The sequence below is a fragment of the Sulfuricurvum sp. genome (assembly GCF_028713855.1).
Classification (GTDB): Bacteria; Campylobacterota; Campylobacteria; order Campylobacterales; family Sulfurimonadaceae; genus Sulfuricurvum.
Genome location: NZ_JAQTNN010000004.1, coordinates 117,495 through 138,523, shown reverse-complemented (window position 1 = coordinate 138,523; position 21,029 = coordinate 117,495). Strand labels below are relative to the sequence as shown.

30 protein-coding genes are annotated in these 21,029 nt (G+C 41.8%); 8 read left to right on the top strand and 22 right to left on the bottom strand.

The annotated features are described in order from the left end of the window. Window positions 1–315: 315 nt before the first annotated feature. The 5 genes from PHI47_RS05510 to PHI47_RS05490 form a co-directional block, all read right to left on the bottom strand. On the bottom strand, window positions 316–795 hold the full coding sequence (locus PHI47_RS05510) for a rhodanese-like domain-containing protein (RefSeq protein ID WP_299934707.1): 480 nt from the start codon (window positions 793–795) through the stop codon (window positions 316–318). Between the two features lie 139 nt (window positions 796–934). Next, window positions 935–1,105, bottom strand: coding sequence for a hypothetical protein (locus PHI47_RS05505; protein ID WP_299934704.1), 171 nt, complete (start codon window positions 1,103–1,105; stop codon window positions 935–937). 205 nt (window positions 1,106–1,310) lie between these two features. Next, window positions 1,311–2,570, bottom strand: a complete 1,260-nt coding sequence (locus tag PHI47_RS05500; RefSeq protein WP_299934701.1) for an NAD(P)/FAD-dependent oxidoreductase — start codon at window positions 2,568–2,570, stop codon at window positions 1,311–1,313. Window positions 2,571–2,581: 11 nt separating this feature from the next. Next, complete coding sequence (locus PHI47_RS05495) at window positions 2,582–2,860, bottom strand: peptidylprolyl isomerase (protein WP_299934698.1); 279 nt, start codon at window positions 2,858–2,860, stop codon at window positions 2,582–2,584. Window positions 2,861–2,892: 32 nt separating this feature from the next. Next, window positions 2,893–3,552: a GNAT family N-acetyltransferase gene (locus PHI47_RS05490; protein WP_299934695.1), complete on the bottom strand. Its 660-nt coding sequence runs from the start codon at window positions 3,550–3,552 to the stop codon at window positions 2,893–2,895. 188 nt (window positions 3,553–3,740) lie between these two features. Here PHI47_RS05490 and PHI47_RS05485 point away from each other — a divergent pair, with 188 nt between their 5' ends. Then, on the top strand, window positions 3,741–3,950 hold the full coding sequence (locus PHI47_RS05485; RefSeq protein ID WP_299934693.1) for a hypothetical protein: 210 nt from the start codon (window positions 3,741–3,743) through the stop codon (window positions 3,948–3,950). A 37-nt stretch (window positions 3,951–3,987) separates the two neighbouring features. Here PHI47_RS05485 and PHI47_RS05480 read toward each other — a convergent pair whose 3' ends face one another. Next, entirely contained in the window at window positions 3,988–4,902 is a 915-nt protein-coding gene (locus tag PHI47_RS05480) for a DUF234 domain-containing protein (RefSeq protein WP_299934690.1), read from the bottom strand. A gap of 29 nt (window positions 4,903–4,931) precedes the next feature. Next, a complete protein-coding gene (locus tag PHI47_RS05475; RefSeq protein WP_299934687.1) occupies window positions 4,932–6,404 on the bottom strand; it encodes a HAMP domain-containing sensor histidine kinase in 1,473 nt (490 codons plus the stop codon). Between the two features lie 224 nt (window positions 6,405–6,628). Between PHI47_RS05475 and PHI47_RS05470 the strand changes: the two genes are divergently transcribed. Further along, window positions 6,629–7,999 (top strand): phospholipase D-like domain-containing protein, encoded by a 1,371-nt coding sequence (locus tag PHI47_RS05470; protein WP_299934684.1) that lies wholly within the window; start codon window positions 6,629–6,631, stop codon window positions 7,997–7,999. An 11-nt stretch (window positions 8,000–8,010) separates the two neighbouring features. Further along, window positions 8,011–8,748, top strand: coding sequence for an endonuclease/exonuclease/phosphatase family protein (locus tag PHI47_RS05465; RefSeq protein ID WP_299934680.1), 738 nt, complete (start codon window positions 8,011–8,013; stop codon window positions 8,746–8,748). 2 nt (window positions 8,749–8,750) lie between these two features. Here PHI47_RS05465 and PHI47_RS05460 read toward each other — a convergent pair whose 3' ends face one another. The 4 genes from PHI47_RS05460 to PHI47_RS05445 form a co-directional block, all read right to left on the bottom strand. Beyond that, the gene (locus PHI47_RS05460) at window positions 8,751–9,326 is read right to left on the bottom strand and encodes a hypothetical protein (RefSeq protein ID WP_299934677.1); all 576 of its coding nucleotides are present in this window, start codon (window positions 9,324–9,326) and stop codon (window positions 8,751–8,753) included. An 8-nt stretch (window positions 9,327–9,334) separates the two neighbouring features. Further along, on the bottom strand, window positions 9,335–10,036 hold the full coding sequence (locus tag PHI47_RS05455) for a thioredoxin fold domain-containing protein (RefSeq protein WP_299934674.1): 702 nt from the start codon (window positions 10,034–10,036) through the stop codon (window positions 9,335–9,337). Between the two features lie 61 nt (window positions 10,037–10,097). Further along, window positions 10,098–10,304, bottom strand: coding sequence for a hypothetical protein (locus tag PHI47_RS05450; RefSeq protein WP_299934672.1), 207 nt, complete (start codon window positions 10,302–10,304; stop codon window positions 10,098–10,100). Between the two features lie 258 nt (window positions 10,305–10,562). Beyond that, entirely contained in the window at window positions 10,563–11,231 is a 669-nt protein-coding gene (locus tag PHI47_RS05445; RefSeq protein ID WP_299934670.1) for a hypothetical protein, read from the bottom strand. A 140-nt stretch (window positions 11,232–11,371) separates the two neighbouring features. Between PHI47_RS05445 and PHI47_RS05440 the strand changes: the two genes are divergently transcribed. Further along, window positions 11,372–11,839, top strand: coding sequence for a heme-binding domain-containing protein (locus tag PHI47_RS05440; protein ID WP_299934668.1), 468 nt, complete (start codon window positions 11,372–11,374; stop codon window positions 11,837–11,839). A gap of 14 nt (window positions 11,840–11,853) precedes the next feature. Here the strand turns inward: PHI47_RS05440 and PHI47_RS05435 are convergent, their stop codons facing one another. The 4 genes from PHI47_RS05435 to PHI47_RS05420 all read right to left on the bottom strand — a co-directional run bounded on the left by PHI47_RS05435 (window position 11,854) and on the right by PHI47_RS05420 (window position 14,058). Further along, the gene (locus tag PHI47_RS05435) at window positions 11,854–12,207 is read right to left on the bottom strand and encodes a 4-fold beta flower protein (RefSeq protein WP_299934665.1); all 354 of its coding nucleotides are present in this window, start codon (window positions 12,205–12,207) and stop codon (window positions 11,854–11,856) included. A 339-nt stretch (window positions 12,208–12,546) separates the two neighbouring features. Then, window positions 12,547–12,792, bottom strand: a complete 246-nt coding sequence (locus tag PHI47_RS05430) for a hypothetical protein (protein WP_299934662.1) — start codon at window positions 12,790–12,792, stop codon at window positions 12,547–12,549. Between the two features lie 83 nt (window positions 12,793–12,875). Then, window positions 12,876–13,673, bottom strand: a complete 798-nt coding sequence (locus PHI47_RS05425) for a family 1 encapsulin nanocompartment shell protein (protein ID WP_299934659.1) — start codon at window positions 13,671–13,673, stop codon at window positions 12,876–12,878. Between the two features lie 10 nt (window positions 13,674–13,683). Next, window positions 13,684–14,058, bottom strand: coding sequence for a ferritin-like domain-containing protein (locus tag PHI47_RS05420; protein ID WP_299934657.1), 375 nt, complete (start codon window positions 14,056–14,058; stop codon window positions 13,684–13,686). A gap of 173 nt (window positions 14,059–14,231) precedes the next feature. Here PHI47_RS05420 and wrbA point away from each other — a divergent pair, with 173 nt between their 5' ends. After that, the gene (gene wrbA / locus PHI47_RS05415; RefSeq protein WP_299934654.1) at window positions 14,232–14,843 is read left to right on the top strand and encodes an NAD(P)H:quinone oxidoreductase; all 612 of its coding nucleotides are present in this window, start codon (window positions 14,232–14,234) and stop codon (window positions 14,841–14,843) included. 42 nt (window positions 14,844–14,885) lie between these two features. On the opposite strand, the gene PHI47_RS05410 is transcribed toward wrbA, so the two are convergent. The 3 genes from PHI47_RS05410 to PHI47_RS05400 all read right to left on the bottom strand — a co-directional run bounded on the left by PHI47_RS05410 (window position 14,886) and on the right by PHI47_RS05400 (window position 17,135). After that, window positions 14,886–15,329 carry an SRPBCC family protein gene (locus tag PHI47_RS05410; protein ID WP_299934652.1) on the bottom strand — a complete coding sequence of 148 codons (444 nt, stop codon included), beginning with the start codon at window positions 15,327–15,329 and terminating at the stop codon, window positions 14,886–14,888. A 3-nt stretch (window positions 15,330–15,332) separates the two neighbouring features. Beyond that, window positions 15,333–15,719, bottom strand: coding sequence for a hypothetical protein (locus PHI47_RS05405; protein ID WP_299934649.1), 387 nt, complete (start codon window positions 15,717–15,719; stop codon window positions 15,333–15,335). 207 nt (window positions 15,720–15,926) lie between these two features. Beyond that, window positions 15,927–17,135 (bottom strand): diguanylate cyclase, encoded by a 1,209-nt coding sequence (locus PHI47_RS05400; RefSeq protein ID WP_299934646.1) that lies wholly within the window; start codon window positions 17,133–17,135, stop codon window positions 15,927–15,929. 251 nt (window positions 17,136–17,386) lie between these two features. Between PHI47_RS05400 and PHI47_RS05395 the strand changes: the two genes are divergently transcribed. Genes PHI47_RS05395 through PHI47_RS05385 form a run of 3 tightly spaced genes read left to right on the top strand, consistent with a single transcriptional unit; the run spans window position 17,387 to window position 18,552 of the window. After that, window positions 17,387–18,034, top strand: coding sequence for a CPBP family intramembrane glutamic endopeptidase (locus PHI47_RS05395; RefSeq protein WP_299934643.1), 648 nt, complete (start codon window positions 17,387–17,389; stop codon window positions 18,032–18,034). 58 nt (window positions 18,035–18,092) lie between these two features. Further along, complete coding sequence (locus PHI47_RS05390) at window positions 18,093–18,311, top strand: hypothetical protein (protein WP_299934640.1); 219 nt, start codon at window positions 18,093–18,095, stop codon at window positions 18,309–18,311. A gap of 55 nt (window positions 18,312–18,366) precedes the next feature. Then, window positions 18,367–18,552 carry a hypothetical protein gene (locus tag PHI47_RS05385; protein ID WP_299934637.1) on the top strand — a complete coding sequence of 62 codons (186 nt, stop codon included), beginning with the start codon at window positions 18,367–18,369 and terminating at the stop codon, window positions 18,550–18,552. Between the two features lie 64 nt (window positions 18,553–18,616). On the opposite strand, the gene PHI47_RS05380 is transcribed toward PHI47_RS05385, so the two are convergent. From PHI47_RS05380 to PHI47_RS05365, 4 genes are all read right to left on the bottom strand, one after another. Beyond that, window positions 18,617–19,081: a hypothetical protein gene (locus PHI47_RS05380; protein WP_299934635.1), complete on the bottom strand. Its 465-nt coding sequence runs from the start codon at window positions 19,079–19,081 to the stop codon at window positions 18,617–18,619. Window positions 19,082–19,085: 4 nt separating this feature from the next. Then, window positions 19,086–19,367, bottom strand: coding sequence for an XRE family transcriptional regulator (locus PHI47_RS05375; RefSeq protein WP_299934632.1), 282 nt, complete (start codon window positions 19,365–19,367; stop codon window positions 19,086–19,088). Further along, the gene (locus tag PHI47_RS05370) at window positions 19,364–19,702 is read right to left on the bottom strand and encodes a type II toxin-antitoxin system RelE/ParE family toxin (protein WP_299934629.1); all 339 of its coding nucleotides are present in this window, start codon (window positions 19,700–19,702) and stop codon (window positions 19,364–19,366) included. The genes PHI47_RS05375 and PHI47_RS05370 overlap by 4 nt, the downstream gene beginning before the upstream one ends. A gap of 473 nt (window positions 19,703–20,175) precedes the next feature. Continuing rightward, window positions 20,176–20,946, bottom strand: a complete 771-nt coding sequence (locus PHI47_RS05365; protein ID WP_299934626.1) for a hypothetical protein — start codon at window positions 20,944–20,946, stop codon at window positions 20,176–20,178. Between the last annotated feature and the right edge of the window lie 83 nt (window positions 20,947–21,029).

Sequence of the window (21,029 nt, the reverse complement as noted above, 5' to 3'; positions counted from 1 at the left end):
AATAGGGTGTAGTATAGCGAAATGAAGGTTTTAGATATCTATCATTCTGACCAACACAAGATAGGGCTCACTCTCCAAGATATTCAAAGATACGCCAAAACGCTGAGAAATGTGTTTTCGCTGTCCCTCGCTCAATTCAGATAAATGGATCTTGTAGTAGTGATGCCCACTGTCTGAATTCACTTGCATATGAAAAGTGTAAATATCTTCAGGGGAGGGGTCATAATGGATGTATTTTTGCACATTGCCCTTTCGAGTCTCTGTTTCATATTTAGAGACTCATTGTAGGGGATTTGAGATTAATATTCCATTTGTCTATTGTGCTTCGATGGGATATTTGTTCTCTTTCCATTCGCCAAATCCGTTGAGTAGCCAGTACACATGGGTATATCCGAGTTTTCGAACGGCTAAAGCGGCTTCATACGAGTTGGCACATGTTTCCCCGTAGCAATAAAACAGAACTTTTTCGTCTTTGTCTTTAGGAAGCTGTATCACGATGTACTCTGCTTTGGAAACATCAAAATAGACCGGATAGGCTCCTTTGATGTGCTCTTTTAGATAATGGCGTTTTTCGCGTGCATCATAAAAATTGCATTTTTGATCGTAAAGTTTTTTTGCCGTTACGACGTCGACAACGTTAACCCCTTTTGCGATGGCGTCATCAACCTGAGGAGGGATGACACATACATCGTATTTGGTTTCGAAAATAACACTTTTTTCACCGTCGTATTCGACACCACTCACTGAGGAAGATAACAATCCGACAAATAGGATAGAAGATAGCATCCGTAACATGACTGACTCCTTGGATAAATATGACACATGATAAAACAGGAAAAATAATTAATATATAAGTTTTCTAAATATAGAAATAGACTAAGGATTTATTTAGCGTGGAGATAACTAGTAGGGGTGCTCAAATGATTTTGTCAGATTATTTGCTATAAATCATTACAATATCGAACATTCCCATAGCCTTCATTAATAGATTGACAAGATATCCTTCCGAAATCCCGGCAAAAACGCCTAAAAGTATTCCATTCTTGATTAATTCCAAGGAATAGGGCGTCGTCCACTCTTGCCATAATACTGATAACTCGTTCATACCTTCCCCTTTAAGTAAAGATGTATACGCTCAATGTATTTTTTTAAAACCAAATATAATAATCTTAGTGCTTGTATACTAAAAGAATATTTAAAAATAATAAATTTTATAGCGTAAAAAATCGGATAATAAGGAGATGAATCTTTTTGCGGTATTTTTATGGAAAATGTATTTGTGTATGTGGACGGAGAGTGTGTTGGCTTTCCTAATGGAAAAGTGATCCCAAATGTCCCGCCAGATATCCGCTGGCAAATGACCATTGTAAATTATATCCGCCGCATGGACCGTCGAGATCCATCACTTCGCCGCAGAAGTAGAGACCGTTGATGATTTTACTCTCCATGCTTTCAGGGCGTATCTCTTTGAGCGATACACCGCCACGGGTGATCATTGCCATTTTAAATCCGTCATGACCGATCACGGTAAGCGGTGTCCATGCTAGGAGCTTGATGAGACGGTCTCGCTGGTAGCCTTCGAGTTTATTAAACCCTTTATCGGGATCGGCTTCGGCAAGTGTGCAGAGTGCACGACTCAGTGATTCCGGCAAAAGGGTCATCATATGAATTAGTATGGATTGTTCGGGATTTCTGTCTATCTCTTTTTTAATATGAGCTCGAATCTGCTCTTCATTCAGCCCTTTGGTCATGTTGATCAGCAGAGGAACGGAGCCGTATTTTTCGATAAGCGGAGTGATATAGCGGGCGACATCGAGGACGACGGGGCCGCGAATACCGTTTTGGGTGAAAATTAGATCCCCATGAGCGCGGATATTTTTGGCTTTAGTCAGATCGATACGAATCTCGACTTTGGGGATGGTGTCTGCACGGCACTGCGCTACCCATATCTCTTTGGTACGAAGAGGCATCATAGCGGGATAGAGTTCCGTAACTTTGTGCCCGATTTGGGATGCAAGATTAAATCCGTCCCCTTCCGCTCCCAGTTGCGGATACCCCAGACCCCCTGTGGCGATGATGACGTTAGGTGCATTATAGACTTGAGAATCGGTACTTACTGCGCAGATACGTTCACCGTTGTGTTCCAGCCCCTCGACACGTGCCGAGGTGATGAGGGTAATTCCCAGCCTTTCCATCTCCTCTTCGAGTGCGGTGATAATAGTGACCGAGCTGTGGGAAATCGGAAAAACACGGTAACCATCCGGTGCATGACTCTCTACCCCGATTTCGGCGAAAAAAGCGATAAGTGCTTTGTGATCCAGTGCGTTCAAAGCAGGGGTCATAAACCGTCCGTCCCGTCCGAATCGTGCCATAAAATCGTCATTTGAGAGGGTGTTGGTAAGGTTACATCGTCCGCCGCCGGTTGCTTTTAGCTTTGCGGCGATTTTGGAGAGTTTTTCGAGGAGTAGGACGCGATGTCCCCGCCGTGCGGAAGTAATGGCGGCCATGATACCTGCCGCTCCGGCTCCGACGACGATTAGATCATATGAAGATTCAGGGGTACTTTGCATACCGGAGGTGATTACCCTCTGCTCGTTACTTCGAGTAAGTGGTAACCGAATTGAGTTTTAATTGGGCCATATAGTACGCCGACATCACCGGTAAATACCGCTTTATCAAATTCAGGAACCATTTGTCCGGGGCTGAATCGTCCCAAATCTCCCCCTTTACGGCCGGATGGACATTGTGAATGTTCTGCCGCTATTTCAGCGAAAGAGGCTCCGTTTTCAATCTCTGCTTTAAGTGCGTTGCACTCATCTGCGGTACTTACTAAAATATGTCGTGCGGTTGCCCATGCCATGAGAATCCCTTTGATTGTTTTTGAAATTCTACTCAATTTATCCTTGGAGATTGGGATAACTCTTTGAAGATTTTCAGTTCCCCCCGAACATAGCTCTTTCCGAGTTTGAGAATATCCGCTTTATGGATCAGGCTTTGAGTTGGGGAAAGATGACGTTCATTGCCATCGATTTTGGCATTGATTTTGGCTAGATTTGATCCGATCAGAGTCTTGATATCCGATTCTTGGACCATTTCTATTATTCCAGCGAGTCCGCTTTTAGGAAGGGGGAGATTGCAGTAGTAATCACCGATATCGTTTACTCCCCAGTAGATAAATCCGAGTATCTGATAAAAATCGAGTGATGCGGAAACGGAAGAAAACGTGATTCGGCGGACGTGTTTTTCGAGGGCTTGATCGAGTATCAGTCGGAGCATGTGCGTGGCGTATCCATTGCGTTGGGAGTTGAGAGGGGTAAAAAGGTTGTAGAGGGTGATGTATTCGCCATAGCGATCGATTTTTGAGAACAGATAGCATAAATGCTCATTTCTTTCATTGCACAGCACCGCACACCCTTGCGCATTCCAGCTGAAATGGCGATCCCACCATGCTAACGACTGATCAGCAAAGCGTATGCTCTCACGGTCTTGGAACTTTGCGATGGAAGTGATATAGGCATCACGTCCCAGCGATTCGATATGGTAGAGGGGCATCGGTATCCTTTTTACCCTCTATGGACGTAAAAAGTTCCCCAAAAAAGGGAGCCGATTAAATGGAAGTGAGTAAAAAGATTATAACCGCTTTATGAGCTGTGAAGGGTTTAAAATTTAAGCAGTTCTCTGTAAGGGAGTCAATTTTGTACTATAATCAATGTCATGAAAAGTAAAACAAGGAGATGATTATGGACGCTGTGCAAAAAGATCTCGAAAATCGAAAAGAAGAGATACAAAAGGCGATGCTAATGATGTTTAAGGCAAACATGACAATTACCGATTGGGACGTGCCTGAGGGTGATGATCGTGAAGCGGCGAAAATTTTGCTTTCCATTATGCAAGATTCGCTTGATACTATCAAAGCGGATATTGAAGCGGGAAAGTACGATTTTTATTAACTTTGAGCACGGGACGACGTTATAGTCCATCGTCTCATTAGTACTTTTTATTGGTATTAACGAGAAGGTCTTTTTCGCTCAGATCGTCCATGAGTATTTTGAGATTTTTGAGGGAGTAGAGCTTAAGCGTATCGCTCTTCTCCTTTTTAAACTCGCTTGAAAATCCGTTTTTGGAGAAAATAACGAAAATATCCGCTTTGAGTTTAGCCTTATCGCATCTCTCTTGGAGTTTTGAAAGTTCAGATTTGTTGGCTTTTGATTTGGAATATTTACACGCACCAGCGAGCGTTTTACCCGATTTAGTTCGTCCTAATATCTCGATTTCACTGTTTTTATCCCAATAGGAACCGACTTTAGCCACCCAGTCCTCTTTGAAACTTTGTTTTACCAGGGCGATAACAAGACCCTCATAGACCGAATCGAAAAAAGCATGTTTGGTATTTTCCCATCGCTCTTTCACCTCAGTAAAGTCCCCCTCTTTGATCCCCTTGTAATACGGAGAGACAGAGGAGAACCAAAAGCGTAGGAACGCAGCGGTAAATACGAGGCGATCGGATACTTCCTCCTTCTCATCGGCTGGCTCTTCTTGGGATTTTTCACGCGTTAGCAAGCCAAATTTGATCAAAAAAGCCGCAGATTCCTCTCCCTCTTTCCGGAGTAAATTGGCTCGTCGATACGCAGAATGTTCCCGTCGATCGCCGAGTGCAAGGGCTGAAAGGAGAGCATGATGTGATTTGTTGCTTTGGGTGATCTTGGTCAAGTCACCATGTATGTATCGATAGTTTGCCAGTATTTTTTCTTCGATCAGCTCTTCGAGAGGTTTCGTCATATCAACATTCCATCCCATCCCTCCGAATACGGCGAAATACTCAATAGCGCTTTCGATATCGGTTGCGTTGTTTTGAAAACAAAATGAGCGGAATTGTTGGAGGAGAGTTGGGTGTTTGGACATAGGGAGAAAGCCTTGCTTATTTTTTACCATTATAACCTAGTTATTGAAGTCGGTGGAAAAGGGAGTTTAATCACGAAGAGTGCCCCCTCGTTAAAATTATGGGCTTCGATGGTACCGTTAAGCTTTATTTCGACAATCATTTTAGCAATAAAAAGACCCAATCCTGTCCCTTGAGATTGGTGTTTTGTCGTAAAATAGGCATCAAACACTCTGTCGATTATTTCAGGAGAAAATCCTCCGCCATTGTCGTATATTTTAAGAAGATTTCCCGTTTTCTCCTGTGTACACTCAATAGTTATGTTATTGCTAAGAGCATCGATGGCATTGTTGATGATGATTAAGATAACCTGTTCTATTTCACTGATTGAACCGTAAGCAGATGCCTTTTCGTCGAGATTAAATGTTATTGATACTTTTTTATTTTCTAACGTACTCCCTATCAACAGCATACTGTCTTCAATGGCTTTTTTAAGTGAAAAGACCTCCATACTTTTATCATGTTGGTCATTATTCAAAAAGTTTTTAAAAATATCAATGGTTTTTGACATGAATTCCACTTGATTATGTATGTCCTTAAACAACTTGTCCTGATAGTGTAGATCGACGGTTCCCATCATCCCTTTTAGAGTTAAATCGGTAATGCACAGTTCAATAACATTTAAGGGCTGTTTCCACTGATGCGCTATATTGTTAATCATGGTTCCCATTTCAATGAATCGTGACTGCTTCATTAAAAGAGCGTCTTTAATTCTATTGTTCTCTTTTTCGATCTCTTTTTTTTCCATCGTTTCATCAATGTTTTGCTGCATATGGAGAAATCCGTTGACAATCTCTGATATTACATCATCCGTATGTTTGCTAAAGGATTCAAAAACAAGTTTATCGCCGGGCATATAACCTTTGATTTGGGAAGCAATTTTTCGTAAAGGGGTGAGAAGCTCTTTTAATAGGCGCATTTCGAGGTAAAAATACAACGTAAGTAATAGGACCAGTATGACGCCGACCGTATAATATTTCATGGAAAGTTCTTTGAGCATATGGTGGGCATACGCTATTTGAAGCTTTCCAACTTTGTTATTTGAGGTGCATAATCCCGGATTATAAACGGCTTTTTCATATGTTAACTTGTACGGATCATCCGGAGTGTATTCGCTTGAGTTGACTTCGGATATTAGGATTCCATTGTTATCTTTGAAGGTTATATTTTCTAAATTATAGTCGATTAGCAAATTTTGGAGAAACTCTTCCATATGCATATGCTCATTATCTTTGTTGATAAAGTACCATATGCCTACTTTTGATGAAAGCGATTCTGAGATTATTTCAATATGTTTTTTTTCGGATTCTATAAATATATTATTGACCAGTGTATAGATAAATACACCGCTTAGCGTAAAAATCATGGAAAGAGCAATAACAACGAACAAAAGTAATTTACGTTGCAGTGAAATAGTGCTGAACGTTTTTAGAAAACCTTTGTATGAAGAGGTATGTATAGCCAAAAAATTATTCCTATATTCTTGAAAAATGGATAGTGATTTTAGACATTAAAATTGAGTATTGTAGGGAGTGTTAGTTTAGATATGTATAAAATATACTTTTTACTGTTATGAAATATAATTATACATATGGTTTTTTTATGAGAATTGTTATAGGCTGAGCATTCGGCTTGTTTTATGAATCAAGAACGGTATAATCAAGGGAAGAAATAGCAGGATGGCCTAGCATGAACTATATAACTATATACGTAGTACTGGTTATAGTTGCACAAGTTATTACCCTGCTTCATATGCTATATTTACGAAGAAACCACAGCACTATTCTTGCCTGGTTTATGGCGATACTGATGTTTCCTTTTCCCGCATTTATCTTCTATTTTGTTTTCGGAAACCGAAAAATACGGCAAAAAAGTAAAAAAAGTACACTGATCCTACATGAACTGCATCAGCCGCAAAAGGCATATCTCAATCCGATAGAAACGGTACTTTCCGCGCATGCTATAGCAGCTAAGAGCGAGTGTAATAAACTACAGCTTTATTTTGACGGGGTTGATGCCTACACTGTTTTGCTGAATGAAATTGCACATGCATGCGAATCGATTTGTATCAGTACCTATATTTTACGAAACGATTCAACAACGAAAGTGATTTTGGATGCATTGACGAAAAAAGCCTCTGAAGGGATTGCTGTGCGAGTATTGATCGATGCGGTCGGATCCTACAAACTCTATTTTAATCAGAGTCCTCTTCATGCGCTGAGAAAGGCAGGGGGGCAAGCGGTTTTTTTCATGCCGATCTTAAAGCATCCGCTAAAAAATTACATCAACCTGCGCAATCACCGAAAAATCTATCTTTTTGATGATCGTGTTGTTCTTGCCGGAGGGATGAATCTTGAAGCGCGATATTTGGGTTCTAAGGCGTTAAAAAAACGATGGATCGATATGATTTTCCGTCTGGAAGGGGAAGCCGTTTTCTCTTACGCGGAGATTTTTACGGCAGATTTCGAATACGCTTCGGGTGAAAAGAGAACAGCGATAAAAAAAGAGTTTAAATGTGCTGAACACAATGGTGTTCAAGTCGTTCCATCCGGTCCCGATATGCACAGTGATGCCCTCTATGAAGCATTGTTAAGCGCGATCCATTCCGCCGGTCATAGGATATGGATCGTCACCCCTTATTTTGTGCCCGATGAGACGATTCTTCGGGCTCTGATCATCGCTAAACACAAAGGGGTCGATGTCCGATTGATCACGCCTCGTATCTCCGATCATTGGATAAGCGATATAGTCCGCAGCAGCTATATGCGTGAAGCCGAAGAGAATGGCATCGACGTGTTGCTTTATCAGGGCAATATGCTTCATACAAAAGCCGTTTTGTTCGATGATTATGCGGTTATGTTGGGGTCGGTTAACATTGATAACCGAAGCCTATTTCTAAATTACGAAGTGGTTAGTTTCGTCTATACGGAGCCGGTCATTGCGCAGATGGATGAGTGGATAAAAAGTCTCATTGCGCATTCGGTATCGGGTATGAAAAAAGGGTCGAAACAAAGGGTGGTATTGGAGAATTTCATGCGGATATTTTCACCCCAATTATAGAGACGAATGATATGAAAACCCTCAAAATAATCCGCAATTGCCTTGACCCTAAGGGAGAAAAATGTTTACCCAATGAATTTGGGCTTTTATGCTGGAATGTCCATAAACAGAATCTCGGGTATCGATTCGATCACTTTTTAAAGAGAGTTCTTGAGGATTACACGATTGATCTATTAGCACTTCAAGAAGTAAAAATTACGTCAAATACTTCTTCTTTATTGGATAGCTTTCATTTTGTATTTGCACCGAATATTCGATTCATAAATCATATGTACGGGGTATTCAATGGCTCTCGTATTCCAGAATATGAGTCATTTTCCCTACTATCCTCTCATCGCGAAAGTATGATTCAAACACGAAAAAGTGCGATTTTCTCCACGTATACGCTTCATAACGGTGAGATGCTTTTGCTGGTCAATCTCCATGCGATCAACTTTAGAGCGACCAAGGTATACCATAAAGAGCTTGAAATGATTTTCGACTCAATACGTCACCATCATGGACCTATAATCCTAACAGGGGATTTCAACAGTTGGAATAAGCAGAGGATTAGTTTTCTGATGAAGCTTTCAGGCTCGTTAGAACTCCAAAATAGTGAGATAGAACACGCTCATTTGATTAAATCGTTTATGGGCTATAAACTGGATCATATTTTTTATCGGGGGTTGGAAGTGGTAGAGAGTTATGCCATCGATGTCAAAAAGCTCTCAGACCATAATGCGTTGTATGCACGCTTTAGAGCTATTTAGCATTATTTGCGTTCGAAATAGTAAATCGAGCTTTCCGATTTAGGTTTTTTATCTTTCCATGCTAAATAGGAACTTTTCAGATGTTTGCCGTCATCGCTGATCTCATGAATGATCTGGTGGACATGATCCTCATCGGATTGGCACAGTTCGGTGGACATATCGCACTCAAAGATGATTTTGGTTTTAGTACTATCGTGAAGATTGGCTAGAAATTCGGGTTGGTTTTGTTTTGTGCAGTAATGGGTCGCTTTGAGGTTGGTACACGCGATATCTTTGCAATGGTACATACTCACCATCTGTTTGGCGGTATTGGGGAGTAAATCTTCTTGGATCGTCACATCTGCACCGATGAGTTTAAATGCCATGGCGGTCGTATCGGTACCTATCATAGGAAGAATTGCTTTATGTTTATACGATTCGGTTCCGATTTGTGCCTCGGCAGGGGAGAGTTTCCATTCCCCTTTCAGCGCAGATTCCATCCAGTCGAACAGTTCCCATGCCGTTGTATTTTCAGAGGCATGAACTGAAGTGAGCAGTAGGAGAGAAGAGGATAGAATGAGGACGTTTTTTTTGAACATAGCGATTCTTAAAGCGTTGGCCAGTTTAATTTTTTCATATCACTGTCCAAAACGGTCGGAGTTCCGCGTATTTCTGCATCTTGGGCTACAGTTATCAAGGTGTTAATGATCTGTGTCAATTGTTTATCTTCTTCAGGAGTCAAGACGAGGTTTTTATACTCTATCGAGCCGTTTGCTATGGCGATCAGTCTTTCACCCTTTTGGGTGCCGTCTTTGCCTTTGAGTATCCATTTGCTCATGGGTATCGCGTTAGCATGAAACGGAAGAGGGAAGAGATAAATTTTAAAGGTGTATTTATCTTTGAGTTTCGGGATCACTTTTTCGAATTCTTTGCAATACGGGCATTCCGGGTCGGTGAAAACATACAATATCTCTTTACCTGTTCCGTAGCTGAAAGCTTCTTTACCGGCAATAGCACTTTTATCTATCGGAAAGCCGACTTTATCTTTGGTATCCGTATGGATAGCATCGCCCATAATAAGGATTTTTTTGTCTTTGGTAATGAAGAAATTAAACGGTTTTTTTGACTGACCTTCGGGTACCCGTGTCGGTTCGCCGTTGATGAGGTATAGATTTCCTTCATCCTGTACTTTGAGGATATGTATTTGACTCTCTTTAATGATGTTCAAGGCACTTAATTCATCGATGAGCGGATCGTTCGCCATCAAAGCGGAAGCCATCGTGAATACAGCTATGAGTATCTTTTTCATTGTCATTCCTTTTTGTGTCATTCTATCAGATTATTATAATGAAAAATAAACACCGTTCTTTCTAAAGGCGCTCAGCGCCTTTTTGGGTTAACAACAACGTCACACCGTCTTCTTTGGTTTCGATCACTCCGTCGTTTTTGAGCTCATCCATTGCGATTTGGAAAGGGCGGTCTTGTTTGGAATCGAGTTTTTTCAGAATATGAGTGATGACATCCTGTTTGCTCATGATATGACCGGCAACGGCTTTGCGAATTTTGAACCAGTTCATAAACATCGCTTTGATCTCATTTTTTTGAGTCGTTTCGACGCTCTCTTTTTTCGGCGGTGCTTTGCGTTGAAAGTTGGGAGAAGGTTTTGAATAGGCTTTTTGTCCGCTAGGCTTTTTCTTATTGACAGGTGGTTTGATGGGTAATCCTTGGTATCCGTTTAATAACCGTATTGTAATGATTTTTACTAAAAATAGAGATACGATGAGCGTATAAAACAGAACTTTGAGCTGTTTCGGGCTGTTTTTATTTTTGCTTTATTAGCGTTTCGAATTACTAAGAATGAGATCGTGAGGTAAGGAAAATTCTATTTTTTCCAAGGCGATCTCTTTTTTTGTGACCATATCAAAAACCCCTTCGACCTCTTTTGGATTTACATTGTTATATTGTCCGATATATCCATCGGAAAGGGTTGTCTCAGCAATATAGTATTTTTTCCCGTTGAACGTCAAATACGAAACCGGTTGTTTTAATATGCTCTCATTAGGTACATGTACGGCAATGAACCCATGATCTTTTGTCGTGACCAATAGACACTCATACTGTTTTTGTAAAAGCAATGTGGCCAATAAAAATGATTTTTCGTCACAATCGCCTCCATTTTGATTAATAACATCGGATGGATTTCGATCGGTTGTACTCTCTTTGTAAGGGATTTTAAGAACATATTGATAGGTATGGTTAATTTCGCAATAGGGATCACCGTTGCACTCTTGGGAGAGCATATCTACTATAGGTTTCATTTCATTATGTTCATAGACGTCGTATTTATAGAATCGGTCATGGATTTTGACCATTCCCTTTCTTTTGCAATACTCTTCATCTGTTTCAGGTTGCACATTTGCTTTTGCATACAGTGAAAATGCGATGATTCCCGCTAACCCATACAATCCAATACGGTACAAAAGCCGTTTATTAAAGAGTGCCATATTGAATGCCTTTGGAAAAGTGGAAAGGATTATTGATTTTAGCAAAATTTGATTTGTTCTTGATTAAGGCTTCATTGAGCCGTTTTGTTACTTTAAACCTGTATGCTTCCGGTAAAACTTTGAATAGATGGGTGAAAAAGATGAAGCTAGTAATGTATTTTGTAATTGGTATTGCGATCGTGATACAGTTTATCCAACCTGATTTTAAAAATCCGGCAGTGGATGAGAAGGTTGCGTTAAACAGTGATCCACATGTTATGAGTGTTCTGAAAACCTCATGTTATGACTGTCATTCCAGTGAAACAAAATACCCATGGTATCAAAACGTTGCCCCTGTCTCATGGGTCATGTCGGATCATATTGTAAGAGGTCGCAAGGCTCTGGATTTTTCAAACTGGGCTAATATAGACGCTAAAGTAAAATTAGAGCGACTGGAACGTGCAAAACAAATGGTCAACAATGAGATGATGCCAAAACATGAATATCTTCTGATGCATAAAAATGCTGTTTTAAATGCTAAAGAAAAACAAACGCTTGAACAATTTTTTGATTCACAGATAAAAGAGCTAGGCGGCACACCAAACACTCTGAAAGCATTTAATATTTAACTCTGCCTCGGCTTTTAGCCGTCTAAAAAAAATTCCCACTTCAACGGATTCCAATGATATGAGGTGTGGGAAACTTTAGGCGGTATAGGTGGAATCGGAGTAGCCGATGGGATTGTTGGAATCGGCGGAGCCGGTGTAATCTCCGGGATAGGAAGTCTCGGATCGGCGGAGGCTTCATCCATATATGCTATACACTGTCCTCTTCTATCACGTAAGATTCCTTGATACATTATTCCAAGATGCTGGGCGTCGTAGGTAAAGATATTGCCGTCACGTATGAACGCTCTATAGCAATTTTTACGGTCATAAATGACACCATTAAAAAGCCATCCGACTGTTTGTCCATGACGGTTAAATATAGGTTCCATTACTACTGATCCTCCCGGTTGGATATTTTCAGGGTATAAATTGTAGCAGACAATTATCAAAAAAATCTATATTTTGTCATTTAAATATCAATAGTTAAGGTGATGTGGCAATGTCACTTCTATAAAGACCGGAATACTGTCGTGAAACAGTATTCCTATCGCATGGCATTTGCAAGTAAAATCAATAAAAACAAATAATGCATATCATAAATAATTGCACAAATCATACTATATTAACTCAAATTCGAGGAGCGGTTGAAACTATATAATTAGAAAAAAAGTAGCTTGTGAAATCTCTCCTTTTTCCTTTTTATTATTCAAATGGATAACGACTGTATATTATGATGGTTTACGTCGGTGCTTTTCAAAGTCGTAACGAACGCCTTTTTTGATATGATGTTTCGTAATCACCTCTTCGAGAATCCTCTCTTGTTCCGCTAGCACCTCGTCGCTTATACTGCAGGTTGAGACCGCCAGCTCTTCAGAGAGATCCGGATCTTTGACTAGCTCACTTCGCTGATCTTTGATCAGGGCGCAGACGCTTAAAATCACTTCCTTTTGTTTTTCCTCTGAGAGGAATTCCATAGCGTCGCCCACAGCTTTCTTGATCTGCCGGGAGCATTCTGAGGTTTCAGTTATAGAGGGTTCCATCCGTTTTCCTTTTTAGCTCACAGAGTGATAAGAAGTGCCGCTTCGGGGTTAATGATGCGGAATGTGCAGCTTTCACTGATAAAAAGGGTATAGCTGTCCTCTTTTTCTTCGGTAAATCCGATGCTGACATCCAGTCCGTTATACAGGAAGAAATCTCCGCCTCTTTGTGAAAGCGCCAGAATTTTGTCGTCACCGATGCTCTCGCAAACCACAAAAAAGTTGGCTCCGATCAGGGTCTCCAAACGGCTTTTGACACTGACTCCCCCTTCGCTTTCTCCGACCATCTTGATCAGTGTTGCGGTTGAGAGGACGAGCTTGTAGGGCCCTTCGACAAATTCGGAACCGAAAGCGGCGATCATCGAGGCGACCGCGTCAATCAGCCCCTTGATATTTTTGGCATGTATCGGTTTACGCGGGATATTGTTCAAAATTCCCTCAATATCTGCTTCTTTCACCCCATCAAGAATCAGCGAATTCTCAACGGCGCTGAAACGGTTGGCAACTTTTTTGAAGATCGAGTCGTCAAAATCGGGTTTGTCCCGCTTGAACGCCTCGACAATCGATTTGGGGAGATCGAAATCGTATCGTATTTCCACCATCGGAATGGGTTTTCTCATTGACAGGGTTAGCGCTTCCGAAGCGGTAATCGTTTTCAGGTTTCCCGTAGCAACGGCATCGGTTTCAAAAGGGACGGGGGTAAACCCGACGAGGCTACGCAGTTTCAGCCGCTGGCTGAGCAAGGGGGTAAACACACTGTCAATCTGAGTCCAGACAGCCGCCGCAATCGGTGACGTTTCGCGATTTAAAAATTTCATTGTCAGCTCCTTAGCTATTGTTGCCGATTTTCAGTGTCCCCGTTGGCGCTGCAACGATTTCGGGACTGCCCTGAACGGTTTGATCCGTATTGCCGGACTCCTGCACGACGATATCCGTAGTTGTGAATAGAAATTTTCGCATCATGGTATCCCATATGATGGAATTGCGTCTGAGCCATTCTAGCCCCATACAGGCGTGCTCAATCTCTTCATCCCTGTTGTGTTCCATGATTGCTTTTGCCATAGGGTCGCTTGCAGCTTCGGCGCGTTGGTTGTACCAGTCTACTGCTTCGAGTTCTTCCATGGTACTTTGGATAATGCGGTGATAATCTTTTGTAAATTCTGAGAGTTTAGTGGGATCTTCGTGAAAACCTTCATGTGCCATAATTGCTCCTTTGCGTTCAATCCTGATATCCCTAATGGTACAGAGGCAAAAGAAAGGATGTCAATAGAATTTATCGGGAAGTGTTTCTTTTAATTTTTAATTAAGAAAGGAATACTGGAAAAGATAAAAAAAAGTTATGTTATTATTGAACAAAATCGACAAGGAGGCAACGTATGACAGTCTTGATTGTGTACTACTCGATGTACGGACATATCTATCGGATGGCTCAGGCGGCAGCGGAAGGAGTCGTATCAATGGAGGGGGCTGAAGCGATATTACGCCGTGTTCCTGAGACGCTTTCAACCGATGTTCTGGACAAGATGGGGGCGACTGAAGCTCAAAAAGAGCAAGCCGGTATTCCTGTCTGTACACTGGATGAACTTGCTGAGGCCGATGCTGTGATCTTCGCCACGCCGACGCGATTTGGTAACATGTGTGCTCAGATGCGTCAGTTTCTCGATGCAACCGGCAAACTGTGGGTCAAAGGGGCTTTGGTCGGCAAGGTTGGAAGCGTAATGACCAGCTCCGGTACTCAGCACGGCGGACAGGAGTCGACGATCCTAACGTTTCACGTTACGCTGCTGCATCATGGTATGGTAATTGTCGGGCTACCCTATACCTTTGCAGGACAATCGTCTTCTGACCAGATCACCGGTTGTTCGCCCTATGGTGCGTCGACGATTGCGGGTGGCGACGGCAGCCGCTTCCCAAGTGATAACGAACTCTCCGGAGCTAGATATCAAGGCAGGCATGTTGCCGCTATAGCCTTGAAACTTACTCGATAGGATGAGAGAATTTTAGCTTCGTCTTTTGTTCTCGATATTCTGTTACTGCTGAATTTCAGGCTCAACAAGCATTGCCAATTGTACAAGCGACTCTTGCCAGCCGAGATAGCACATTTCTAGGGGAATCGCATCCGGAATCCCTTCTTGTATGATGCTCAAGTCTGTACCGCATGAAACCGGCTTGAGCGTAACCGCAACCTGCATGATTCCAGGCAGATTTGGGTCGTCAAAGGTATCGGTATATCGAAGGAACTCGTTGGGTACGAGTTCTAAGTATTCTCCGCCAAACGAATGGCTTTGCTGTGTTGTGAAGTTGGTGAATGACATTTTGAATGTTCCGCCAACGTTTGGTTCCATGTGGTGAACCGTGCAGGTAAAACCAAAAGGCGGAATCCATTTGGCCATTGCTTCTGGTGTAGTGAATGCCCGGTATACACGCTCGGGCGGTGCTTTCAACACATGATGAAGATGAACAGTTCCTGACATGATTTATCCCCCCGTTTTTTCGATCATATGATTAATGACAATACTGTGCTCGTGTTGAGGGCTGAACATTATGATTTCAGCGTCTGCGTCAACCCTCACGTTGTGGCCGGGCGGCCAGTAGAAGAGGTCATTTGCGTGGACTGTTTCTTGGAAACCGTGATTGTCTGTCGTGGTGAGCTGACCGCGTAAGACGAAGCCCCAGTGGGGGCTTTGGCAGGAATTGCTTTCCAGTCCCTGAAACAACGCAGTTGTATCGACACCCGCCGAAAGAGTGAAATATTCGCAACTGATTTTGCCTAGCCCCGTTGCGTCCCCGAAATTCATATGCTGACGAATCACGGCACCTGGAATCTGCATTCTGACGTCTACGTCATCTTTGGCTATACGCATGATATTCCTCCTATCATAGGAAATCTATACTTTTCAACAATTCTACATTTAAACACTTAATACTATTTGATAATTTTATAGGTGTGTTTTTCTTTTTAGAAAAAATAAATATCCAAAAAAGCGTCCTCACACCAGATTATTAACGACTTTACTTTTGTGCTGTGATAGAAAAATAAAGATTGAATATCTGACCCCTATATCCTGATTTTATTTCGTCGTCGGTTGGATAATTATGCTCTCGCTGCGGTTGCGACCTTTTTGCTTGGCAGTATAGAGCGCTTCATCTGCATGCTTGAGCAGGGTTTCGAAAGAGACGCTATCATGAGGAGCAGAGGCAACACCGAGGCTGATGGTCACTACGTCGGCACATTTGGAAGCTTCATTGTTGATTTGCAGCGCTTCAATTTTGGTGCGTAGCAACTCGGCAACCTGAGCACCCCCTTCTGGCATGGTATTGGGCAGCATGATAATAAACTCTTCCCCGCCATAGCGGGCGATGCAGTCCGGAGGTCGTCGCAGCTGATGTTTCATCGCTTCGGCCACCGTTTTTAGGGTGATATCTCCTTCTATATGGCCGTAGCGGTCGTTAAAGCCTTTGAAATAGTCGATATCGATCATAATCAAGGCGATTGGGGTATGGTTGCGTCCGGCACTCCGGAACTCTTCTTCGGCCCGTTTCATAAAGAAACGGCGGTTGGGAATCTCTGTCAGGGGATCGATAATGCTCTGTTCTTCGAGCATTTGATAGGCTCTAGCGAGGCGGCGACCGAAGAACAGAATAAACAGCAGTCCTGCCGCAGTAACTGCCAGATAACCTGTGATGCGTGGTGAGAGGGAAGCGTAGCGGTTGTAGGGGAGGGTGATGCTAATACCGCCGCGGATGTCTCCGACCTTATACCCCTGCTGTTCGTGGCATTTCATGCAGCTTTTTTGCATAAACAAGGGGGCCATGTAGCGATAGTGTCCGTCCGTAAAGGTACCTACTTCGTTGATACCTGTTTCGAAAGATTTCAGAGCTTTGCGTTCCCATGGCGTCGGTGCGTTAGCCGGACGGATGGGTTTGAGACTCGTGATATGGATCTGTGCTCCGTTGTACTGCGCGGCGAGTTCGGAGAGCTGTCGGGTCATATAGGCGGGGTTGATTTTGGTCAGCAGTTTTCCATTTTGTAGGGGAATGTCCCGCTCCGGGTCTTTGACAAGATAGGGATTTGGCGGGGTCTTCTCATCGGCATAGACATACACGCCGCCGTGGCAAGCGTTCCATTCTCGCGTGAGGACAATCTGCCCGAAGAAAGCACGGCTCATTTCCAATATGCTTTGGTCATCCTTCTGGCGGCTGTTGTAATATCCCCATCCAAATGAACAGAGCACGATAACGATCCATCCGAGGCTAAAGTATGCGATCTGGCGATACATGCATTTTTCTCCTACTGGAAATAAGTTGATACTTTGAAAGCTGTTTATCGGCTTTCATAGAATGTTCTTGTATGCTACTATTATCATAATATATCTAAACTACTATCATGATTATTAAAAATCAGATAAGTAATTTGAATTTGTGTCGAGAGTGTTTCGGTGAAGAATTTTAGAAAATATAGTTATGATATTTTGAGCTATAGTAGCGGTTCATGAAATCAAGTTTATTTTGTTCAATAAAGGCTCTATGGATGGTAAAGCTATATTTTGAATTTACGCTCATTTTTTTACTTGTCCCACTGCTTTTGTTTCTTGTCACCCCTAATCCTGTTTTACTATTTTTATGGATAATCACGCTGATTTGTCTGCGTATCCTTGTAAAGGATACTTCATTTGACCGTCAAAATTTTTGGCGGAAAGAGTCGATAGCATCTTTTTTTCAACCTATGCTGATTCAGTTTTTGGTTATTTCTCTGCTTTTGAGTCTATTACTCTATTTTTTGAAGCCTGAATCGCTTTTTTTACTTATGCGTGAAAAGACGTTGCTTTGGATAGCGATCCTCTTTTTCTATCCGCTTTTTTCAGTCTATCCGCAGGAAATCGTTTATCGGGCTTTTTTCTTTCACCGCTATCAAGTGCTTTTTCCCAATCAGCAGGTTATGATTTTTGTTAATGCACTTATATTTGGCTACATGCATATTATCTTTCATAATTGGATTGCCGTAATCCTTGCAATTGGAGGGGGTGTTCTCTTTGCGAGTCTTTATGCCAAAACACACTCTCTTGCTCTCATTTTTTTCACACACTCCCTCTATGGGTGCATGCTTTTTACAATAGGATTGGGGCAGTTTTTTTATATGGGTACTCTTGCAACAATAGTACAGACATTCTCTTTTTAAAGTATCTATCCCTGTCATACTGCTCAAAGGCAACGGTGGGATCACGATCAACAACGAGATGATGGAACTGCTGACGATCACCCTCGCGCACGGGTGCATCGGACTGCCGCTGAAGGCGTTGTATGCGGAGAACGTCTACATCGTAGAAAACAGAGAGTCATTTAACGAGATACACAAACAGATCAAAGAGAAACCGTGCTGTTTTGTCTACGGTATCGATGGACTGGATGAAGAAGATATGAAACGGATCAAAGCACAGAGCATTACGTTTGTGTAGTCTATTAGAATAGAGAATGCATCTGACACTTTAGAAAATAGTACAGGAGTACATTATGGAGTTTTTTTGTCAGGCGTGTGATTTTGTGATCGATGTAGAGATGATAGCAGAACTTGATAAGGGAAAATGCCCAAATTGCGGTAAGTTGGAAGGGTTTGGAAGCGTACCCAAACACTCTATGCCTAACAGTGCAAATTCTCATGTTTTGAATGATTCGGATTTTTTAGAACGGGATTTTTAAATAACGTTGAGATAAGTTATCATTCGCTTCCAAGCTCCAGTTTGGGAGAGCATAATATCTTATTTTAATTTACTGTAAATTTCTGTCTTGTGACGATTCCCCAATACGGGTCATCATAGCTCTCTTCGGTATATTCTGTCTCGACAAAAGACTTTATTGTCTTGCGCCAAAATTTACTGGCGTACTCAGCTCCCTGAATCTGTTTGATCTCCCAATCTCCGGGATAGTTTTTCCAAATAGTGTGGGCGAAGTGCATTCCGATACCACTTTTCCGAAAGTAGGGAACTACGTAAAATTCACATATTTCGTAGGCTTGAGTCTCTTTACAACGGATCGCAGCGATTCCGGCAGGGGCATTGTCGATTTGTAGCAGAAAGGCTAGCGTATCGTCTCCTAAATGGGTATCTAGCTCGAACAGACCCGAAGCGTTTGGTTTCTTCCCAGTGATCGGTGAGAACTCGGCTTCGTAGGATTGTATGAGGTTGTGATAGATAGGGGAGTTGATTTCGGTAATAGGGGTGATTTTCATAGGATTAAACCATCTGAATCTGTAATCGTTTACCCATTGCATTAACCGCACTTTCGATAGTTGCAAGGGTAATCGAGGTATTGAGTGGGTCTAGGAGACGATCGATGGCACTGCGACTGGTTTTCATCCGCTTTGCCATTTCCGTTTTGGTGATATGCTCTTTTTTCATCGTCTCTTCGAGTTGATAGGCGATAACCCGTTTGATTGCAACCGCTTCGGCTTCTGCGAGCATCCCCTCTGCTTCTAAAAAATCATCGAAATTGGTTCCGATTCCTTGAGGTTTCATCGTATCTCCTTTAGGCGTTTGATCGCCAAATCTATCTCTTCTTTCGGGGTTTGTTGGCTCTTTTTGATAAACCCGTGGAGCAGTACCATCCAATCGTCTATTATCGTGAAAATCACCCGTGCGATCCGTTTATCGGAAATATTGCTTCGCACCTCGTACAGTTTGTTTCCGAGCGGGCGTGATACGGGCATACCGATAGGCCATCCGTATTCGACGGTTTTAATATCACTGCCGACGATCTGACGGTCATGCGGCTCTAATGATTTGAGCCATTCGCGCACAGGTTCGTTACCGCTTGGACTTTGATAAAAAACGACGTTTATTTTCTTATTCATTGGATTGTACCATTTTTGGTACGATATGTCAAAGGTGGGGTATATTTAGGGAAAAAGGTTTCGGGCATAGTCAACTCCCTTTTTAAAAAATAGTGTAATACTTTGATAGGGTGTTTTGAAAATATATTGCAGTATGAAAGATTATGTCCTTTTCTTTTTCATAAGAAAAGAACGAAAAGAAAATCGCCTTGCGCCAAATCGCTGGCGGTACGTTTCGCCCTACGGCGAACGACCTTGCTCTGTGTGGTGTCGCAAGGCATGATTCTATTTAAATTATTCCCGCGATCCAATACCTAGAGCCGTTCCGAAGGCAGTAGTGCCGAGAGGAACGAGTGTTCTTGGATCGCGGTATGCTCTTTTGCTACTTTTCGGCTAAACAGAAAAGTAGGGAGGAAGTTTGAAATGTGGAGTGAGGGATTGGGAAAAAAGTATCATAGTCCCTTCTTTATTTTTTTGTAAGCAGTCAAAATCATTTACAGATTAAGTTCTTTGCGTTTTATTTGTATTTCTAATTGATCTTTCTGTAATTTAAGTTGCTCTTTTTGCGTAGCCATATCAGTATTGGATTTTAAGAGTTCTTTTGATTTTTCTTCTGCTTGTTGCAACTTTGTTCCTGCTTCATTTACAATAGCAATAATTGCGCTTTTCATTGTTCCTGCACTGTAGTATCGAATTACATCTCTCATTGCAGCTTCAAGTGGATAATCTTGGCAAGATTGCTTTATGGATTGCTGTATGTCAGTATAAACCTCAGCACGCAGTTGGTCCATTTTGATAACTAACATTATTTCGGAGTTGTTTTGAAAGAAATTTTTATCGATAGAAGCTTTAGTCCCTTGAATAGCAGTAGCTACAGCAGAGAGAACTTGAGGTGTTTCACCTCCTGCAAATGACGCTGTTCCAGTTAATGCTAGTAACAATATGTCGTATGATGTATTCATGGCTGCTTTACCTGTGATTAACTTACCTTTAATTTCACGGTCATAATAGGAATCAATCCCATTGATCATTAGATAAATTTGGCGGTTACGCTCATTTTTCGCTTCTTCTTCGGATCCCATTTTAGACATGAGTTCGTTATATCGATTCTTATATGTTCCATCGATAAAACTTTGAGCAACTTGTTCATTCCAATTTGAACGAATAGATATAATAGGATTTGTTGAAGGTTTAAACTCCTCCATCGATGCACATCCAGTTAGAAGGATGAGAGAAGCAAATAAGGCAATTTTCGAAGATTTCATTGTTTATCCTTATTTCGAAATATAATAATTTTATATCAAAATATAATAAAATTAAATATTATATAGTTTATTAATAGTTTCTA

What these genes read in the sequence shown, in the direction of transcription:
- PHI47_RS05390 (WP_299934640.1), top strand. Translation starts at nt 18,093, where the DNA reads ATGATGGAACTGCTGACGATCACCCTCGCGCACGGGTGCATCGGACTG.
- PHI47_RS05385 (WP_299934637.1), top strand. Translation starts at nt 18,367, where the DNA reads ATGGAGTTTTTTTGTCAGGCGTGTGATTTTGTGATCGATGTAGAGATG.
- PHI47_RS05455 (WP_299934674.1), bottom strand. Translation starts at nt 10,036, where the DNA reads ATGAAAAAGATACTCATAGCTGTATTCACGATGGCTTCCGCTTTGATG.
- PHI47_RS05445 (WP_299934670.1), bottom strand. Translation starts at nt 11,231, where the DNA reads ATGGCACTCTTTAATAAACGGCTTTTGTACCGTATTGGATTGTATGGG.
- PHI47_RS05380 (WP_299934635.1), bottom strand. Translation starts at nt 19,081, where the DNA reads ATGAAAATCACCCCTATTACCGAAATCAACTCCCCTATCTATCACAAC.
- PHI47_RS05490 (WP_299934695.1), bottom strand. Translation starts at nt 3,552, where the DNA reads ATGCCCCTCTACCATATCGAATCGCTGGGACGTGATGCCTATATCACT.
- PHI47_RS05425 (WP_299934659.1), bottom strand. Translation starts at nt 13,673, where the DNA reads ATGAAATTTTTAAATCGCGAAACGTCACCGATTGCGGCGGCTGTCTGG.
- PHI47_RS05495 (WP_299934698.1), bottom strand. Translation starts at nt 2,860, where the DNA reads ATGGCATGGGCAACCGCACGACATATTTTAGTAAGTACCGCAGATGAG.
- PHI47_RS05470 (WP_299934684.1), top strand. Translation starts at nt 6,629, where the DNA reads ATGAACTATATAACTATATACGTAGTACTGGTTATAGTTGCACAAGTT.
- PHI47_RS05430 (WP_299934662.1), bottom strand. Translation starts at nt 12,792, where the DNA reads ATGGAATTCCTCTCAGAGGAAAAACAAAAGGAAGTGATTTTAAGCGTC.
- PHI47_RS05450 (WP_299934672.1), bottom strand. Translation starts at nt 10,304, where the DNA reads ATGAACTGGTTCAAAATTCGCAAAGCCGTTGCCGGTCATATCATGAGC.
- wrbA (WP_299934654.1), top strand. Translation starts at nt 14,232, where the DNA reads ATGACAGTCTTGATTGTGTACTACTCGATGTACGGACATATCTATCGG.
- PHI47_RS05440 (WP_299934668.1), top strand. Translation starts at nt 11,372, where the DNA reads ATGAAGCTAGTAATGTATTTTGTAATTGGTATTGCGATCGTGATACAG.
- PHI47_RS05485 (WP_299934693.1), top strand. Translation starts at nt 3,741, where the DNA reads ATGGACGCTGTGCAAAAAGATCTCGAAAATCGAAAAGAAGAGATACAA.
- PHI47_RS05505 (WP_299934704.1), bottom strand. Translation starts at nt 1,105, where the DNA reads ATGAACGAGTTATCAGTATTATGGCAAGAGTGGACGACGCCCTATTCC.
- PHI47_RS05370 (WP_299934629.1), bottom strand. Translation starts at nt 19,702, where the DNA reads ATGAATAAGAAAATAAACGTCGTTTTTTATCAAAGTCCAAGCGGTAAC.
- PHI47_RS05500 (WP_299934701.1), bottom strand. Translation starts at nt 2,570, where the DNA reads ATGCAAAGTACCCCTGAATCTTCATATGATCTAATCGTCGTCGGAGCC.
- PHI47_RS05460 (WP_299934677.1), bottom strand. Translation starts at nt 9,326, where the DNA reads ATGTTCAAAAAAAACGTCCTCATTCTATCCTCTTCTCTCCTACTGCTC.
- PHI47_RS05405 (WP_299934649.1), bottom strand. Translation starts at nt 15,719, where the DNA reads ATGCGTATAGCCAAAGATGACGTAGACGTCAGAATGCAGATTCCAGGT.
- PHI47_RS05365 (WP_299934626.1), bottom strand. Translation starts at nt 20,946, where the DNA reads ATGAAATCTTCGAAAATTGCCTTATTTGCTTCTCTCATCCTTCTAACT.
- PHI47_RS05400 (WP_299934646.1), bottom strand. Translation starts at nt 17,135, where the DNA reads ATGTATCGCCAGATCGCATACTTTAGCCTCGGATGGATCGTTATCGTG.
- PHI47_RS05465 (WP_299934680.1), top strand. Translation starts at nt 8,011, where the DNA reads ATGAAAACCCTCAAAATAATCCGCAATTGCCTTGACCCTAAGGGAGAA.
- PHI47_RS05395 (WP_299934643.1), top strand. Translation starts at nt 17,387, where the DNA reads ATGGTAAAGCTATATTTTGAATTTACGCTCATTTTTTTACTTGTCCCA.
- PHI47_RS05420 (WP_299934657.1), bottom strand. Translation starts at nt 14,058, where the DNA reads ATGGCACATGAAGGTTTTCACGAAGATCCCACTAAACTCTCAGAATTT.
- PHI47_RS05375 (WP_299934632.1), bottom strand. Translation starts at nt 19,367, where the DNA reads ATGAAACCTCAAGGAATCGGAACCAATTTCGATGATTTTTTAGAAGCA.
- PHI47_RS05410 (WP_299934652.1), bottom strand. Translation starts at nt 15,329, where the DNA reads ATGTCAGGAACTGTTCATCTTCATCATGTGTTGAAAGCACCGCCCGAG.
- PHI47_RS05435 (WP_299934665.1), bottom strand. Translation starts at nt 12,207, where the DNA reads ATGGAACCTATATTTAACCGTCATGGACAAACAGTCGGATGGCTTTTT.
- PHI47_RS05510 (WP_299934707.1), bottom strand. Translation starts at nt 795, where the DNA reads ATGTTACGGATGCTATCTTCTATCCTATTTGTCGGATTGTTATCTTCC.
- PHI47_RS05480 (WP_299934690.1), bottom strand. Translation starts at nt 4,902, where the DNA reads ATGTCCAAACACCCAACTCTCCTCCAACAATTCCGCTCATTTTGTTTT.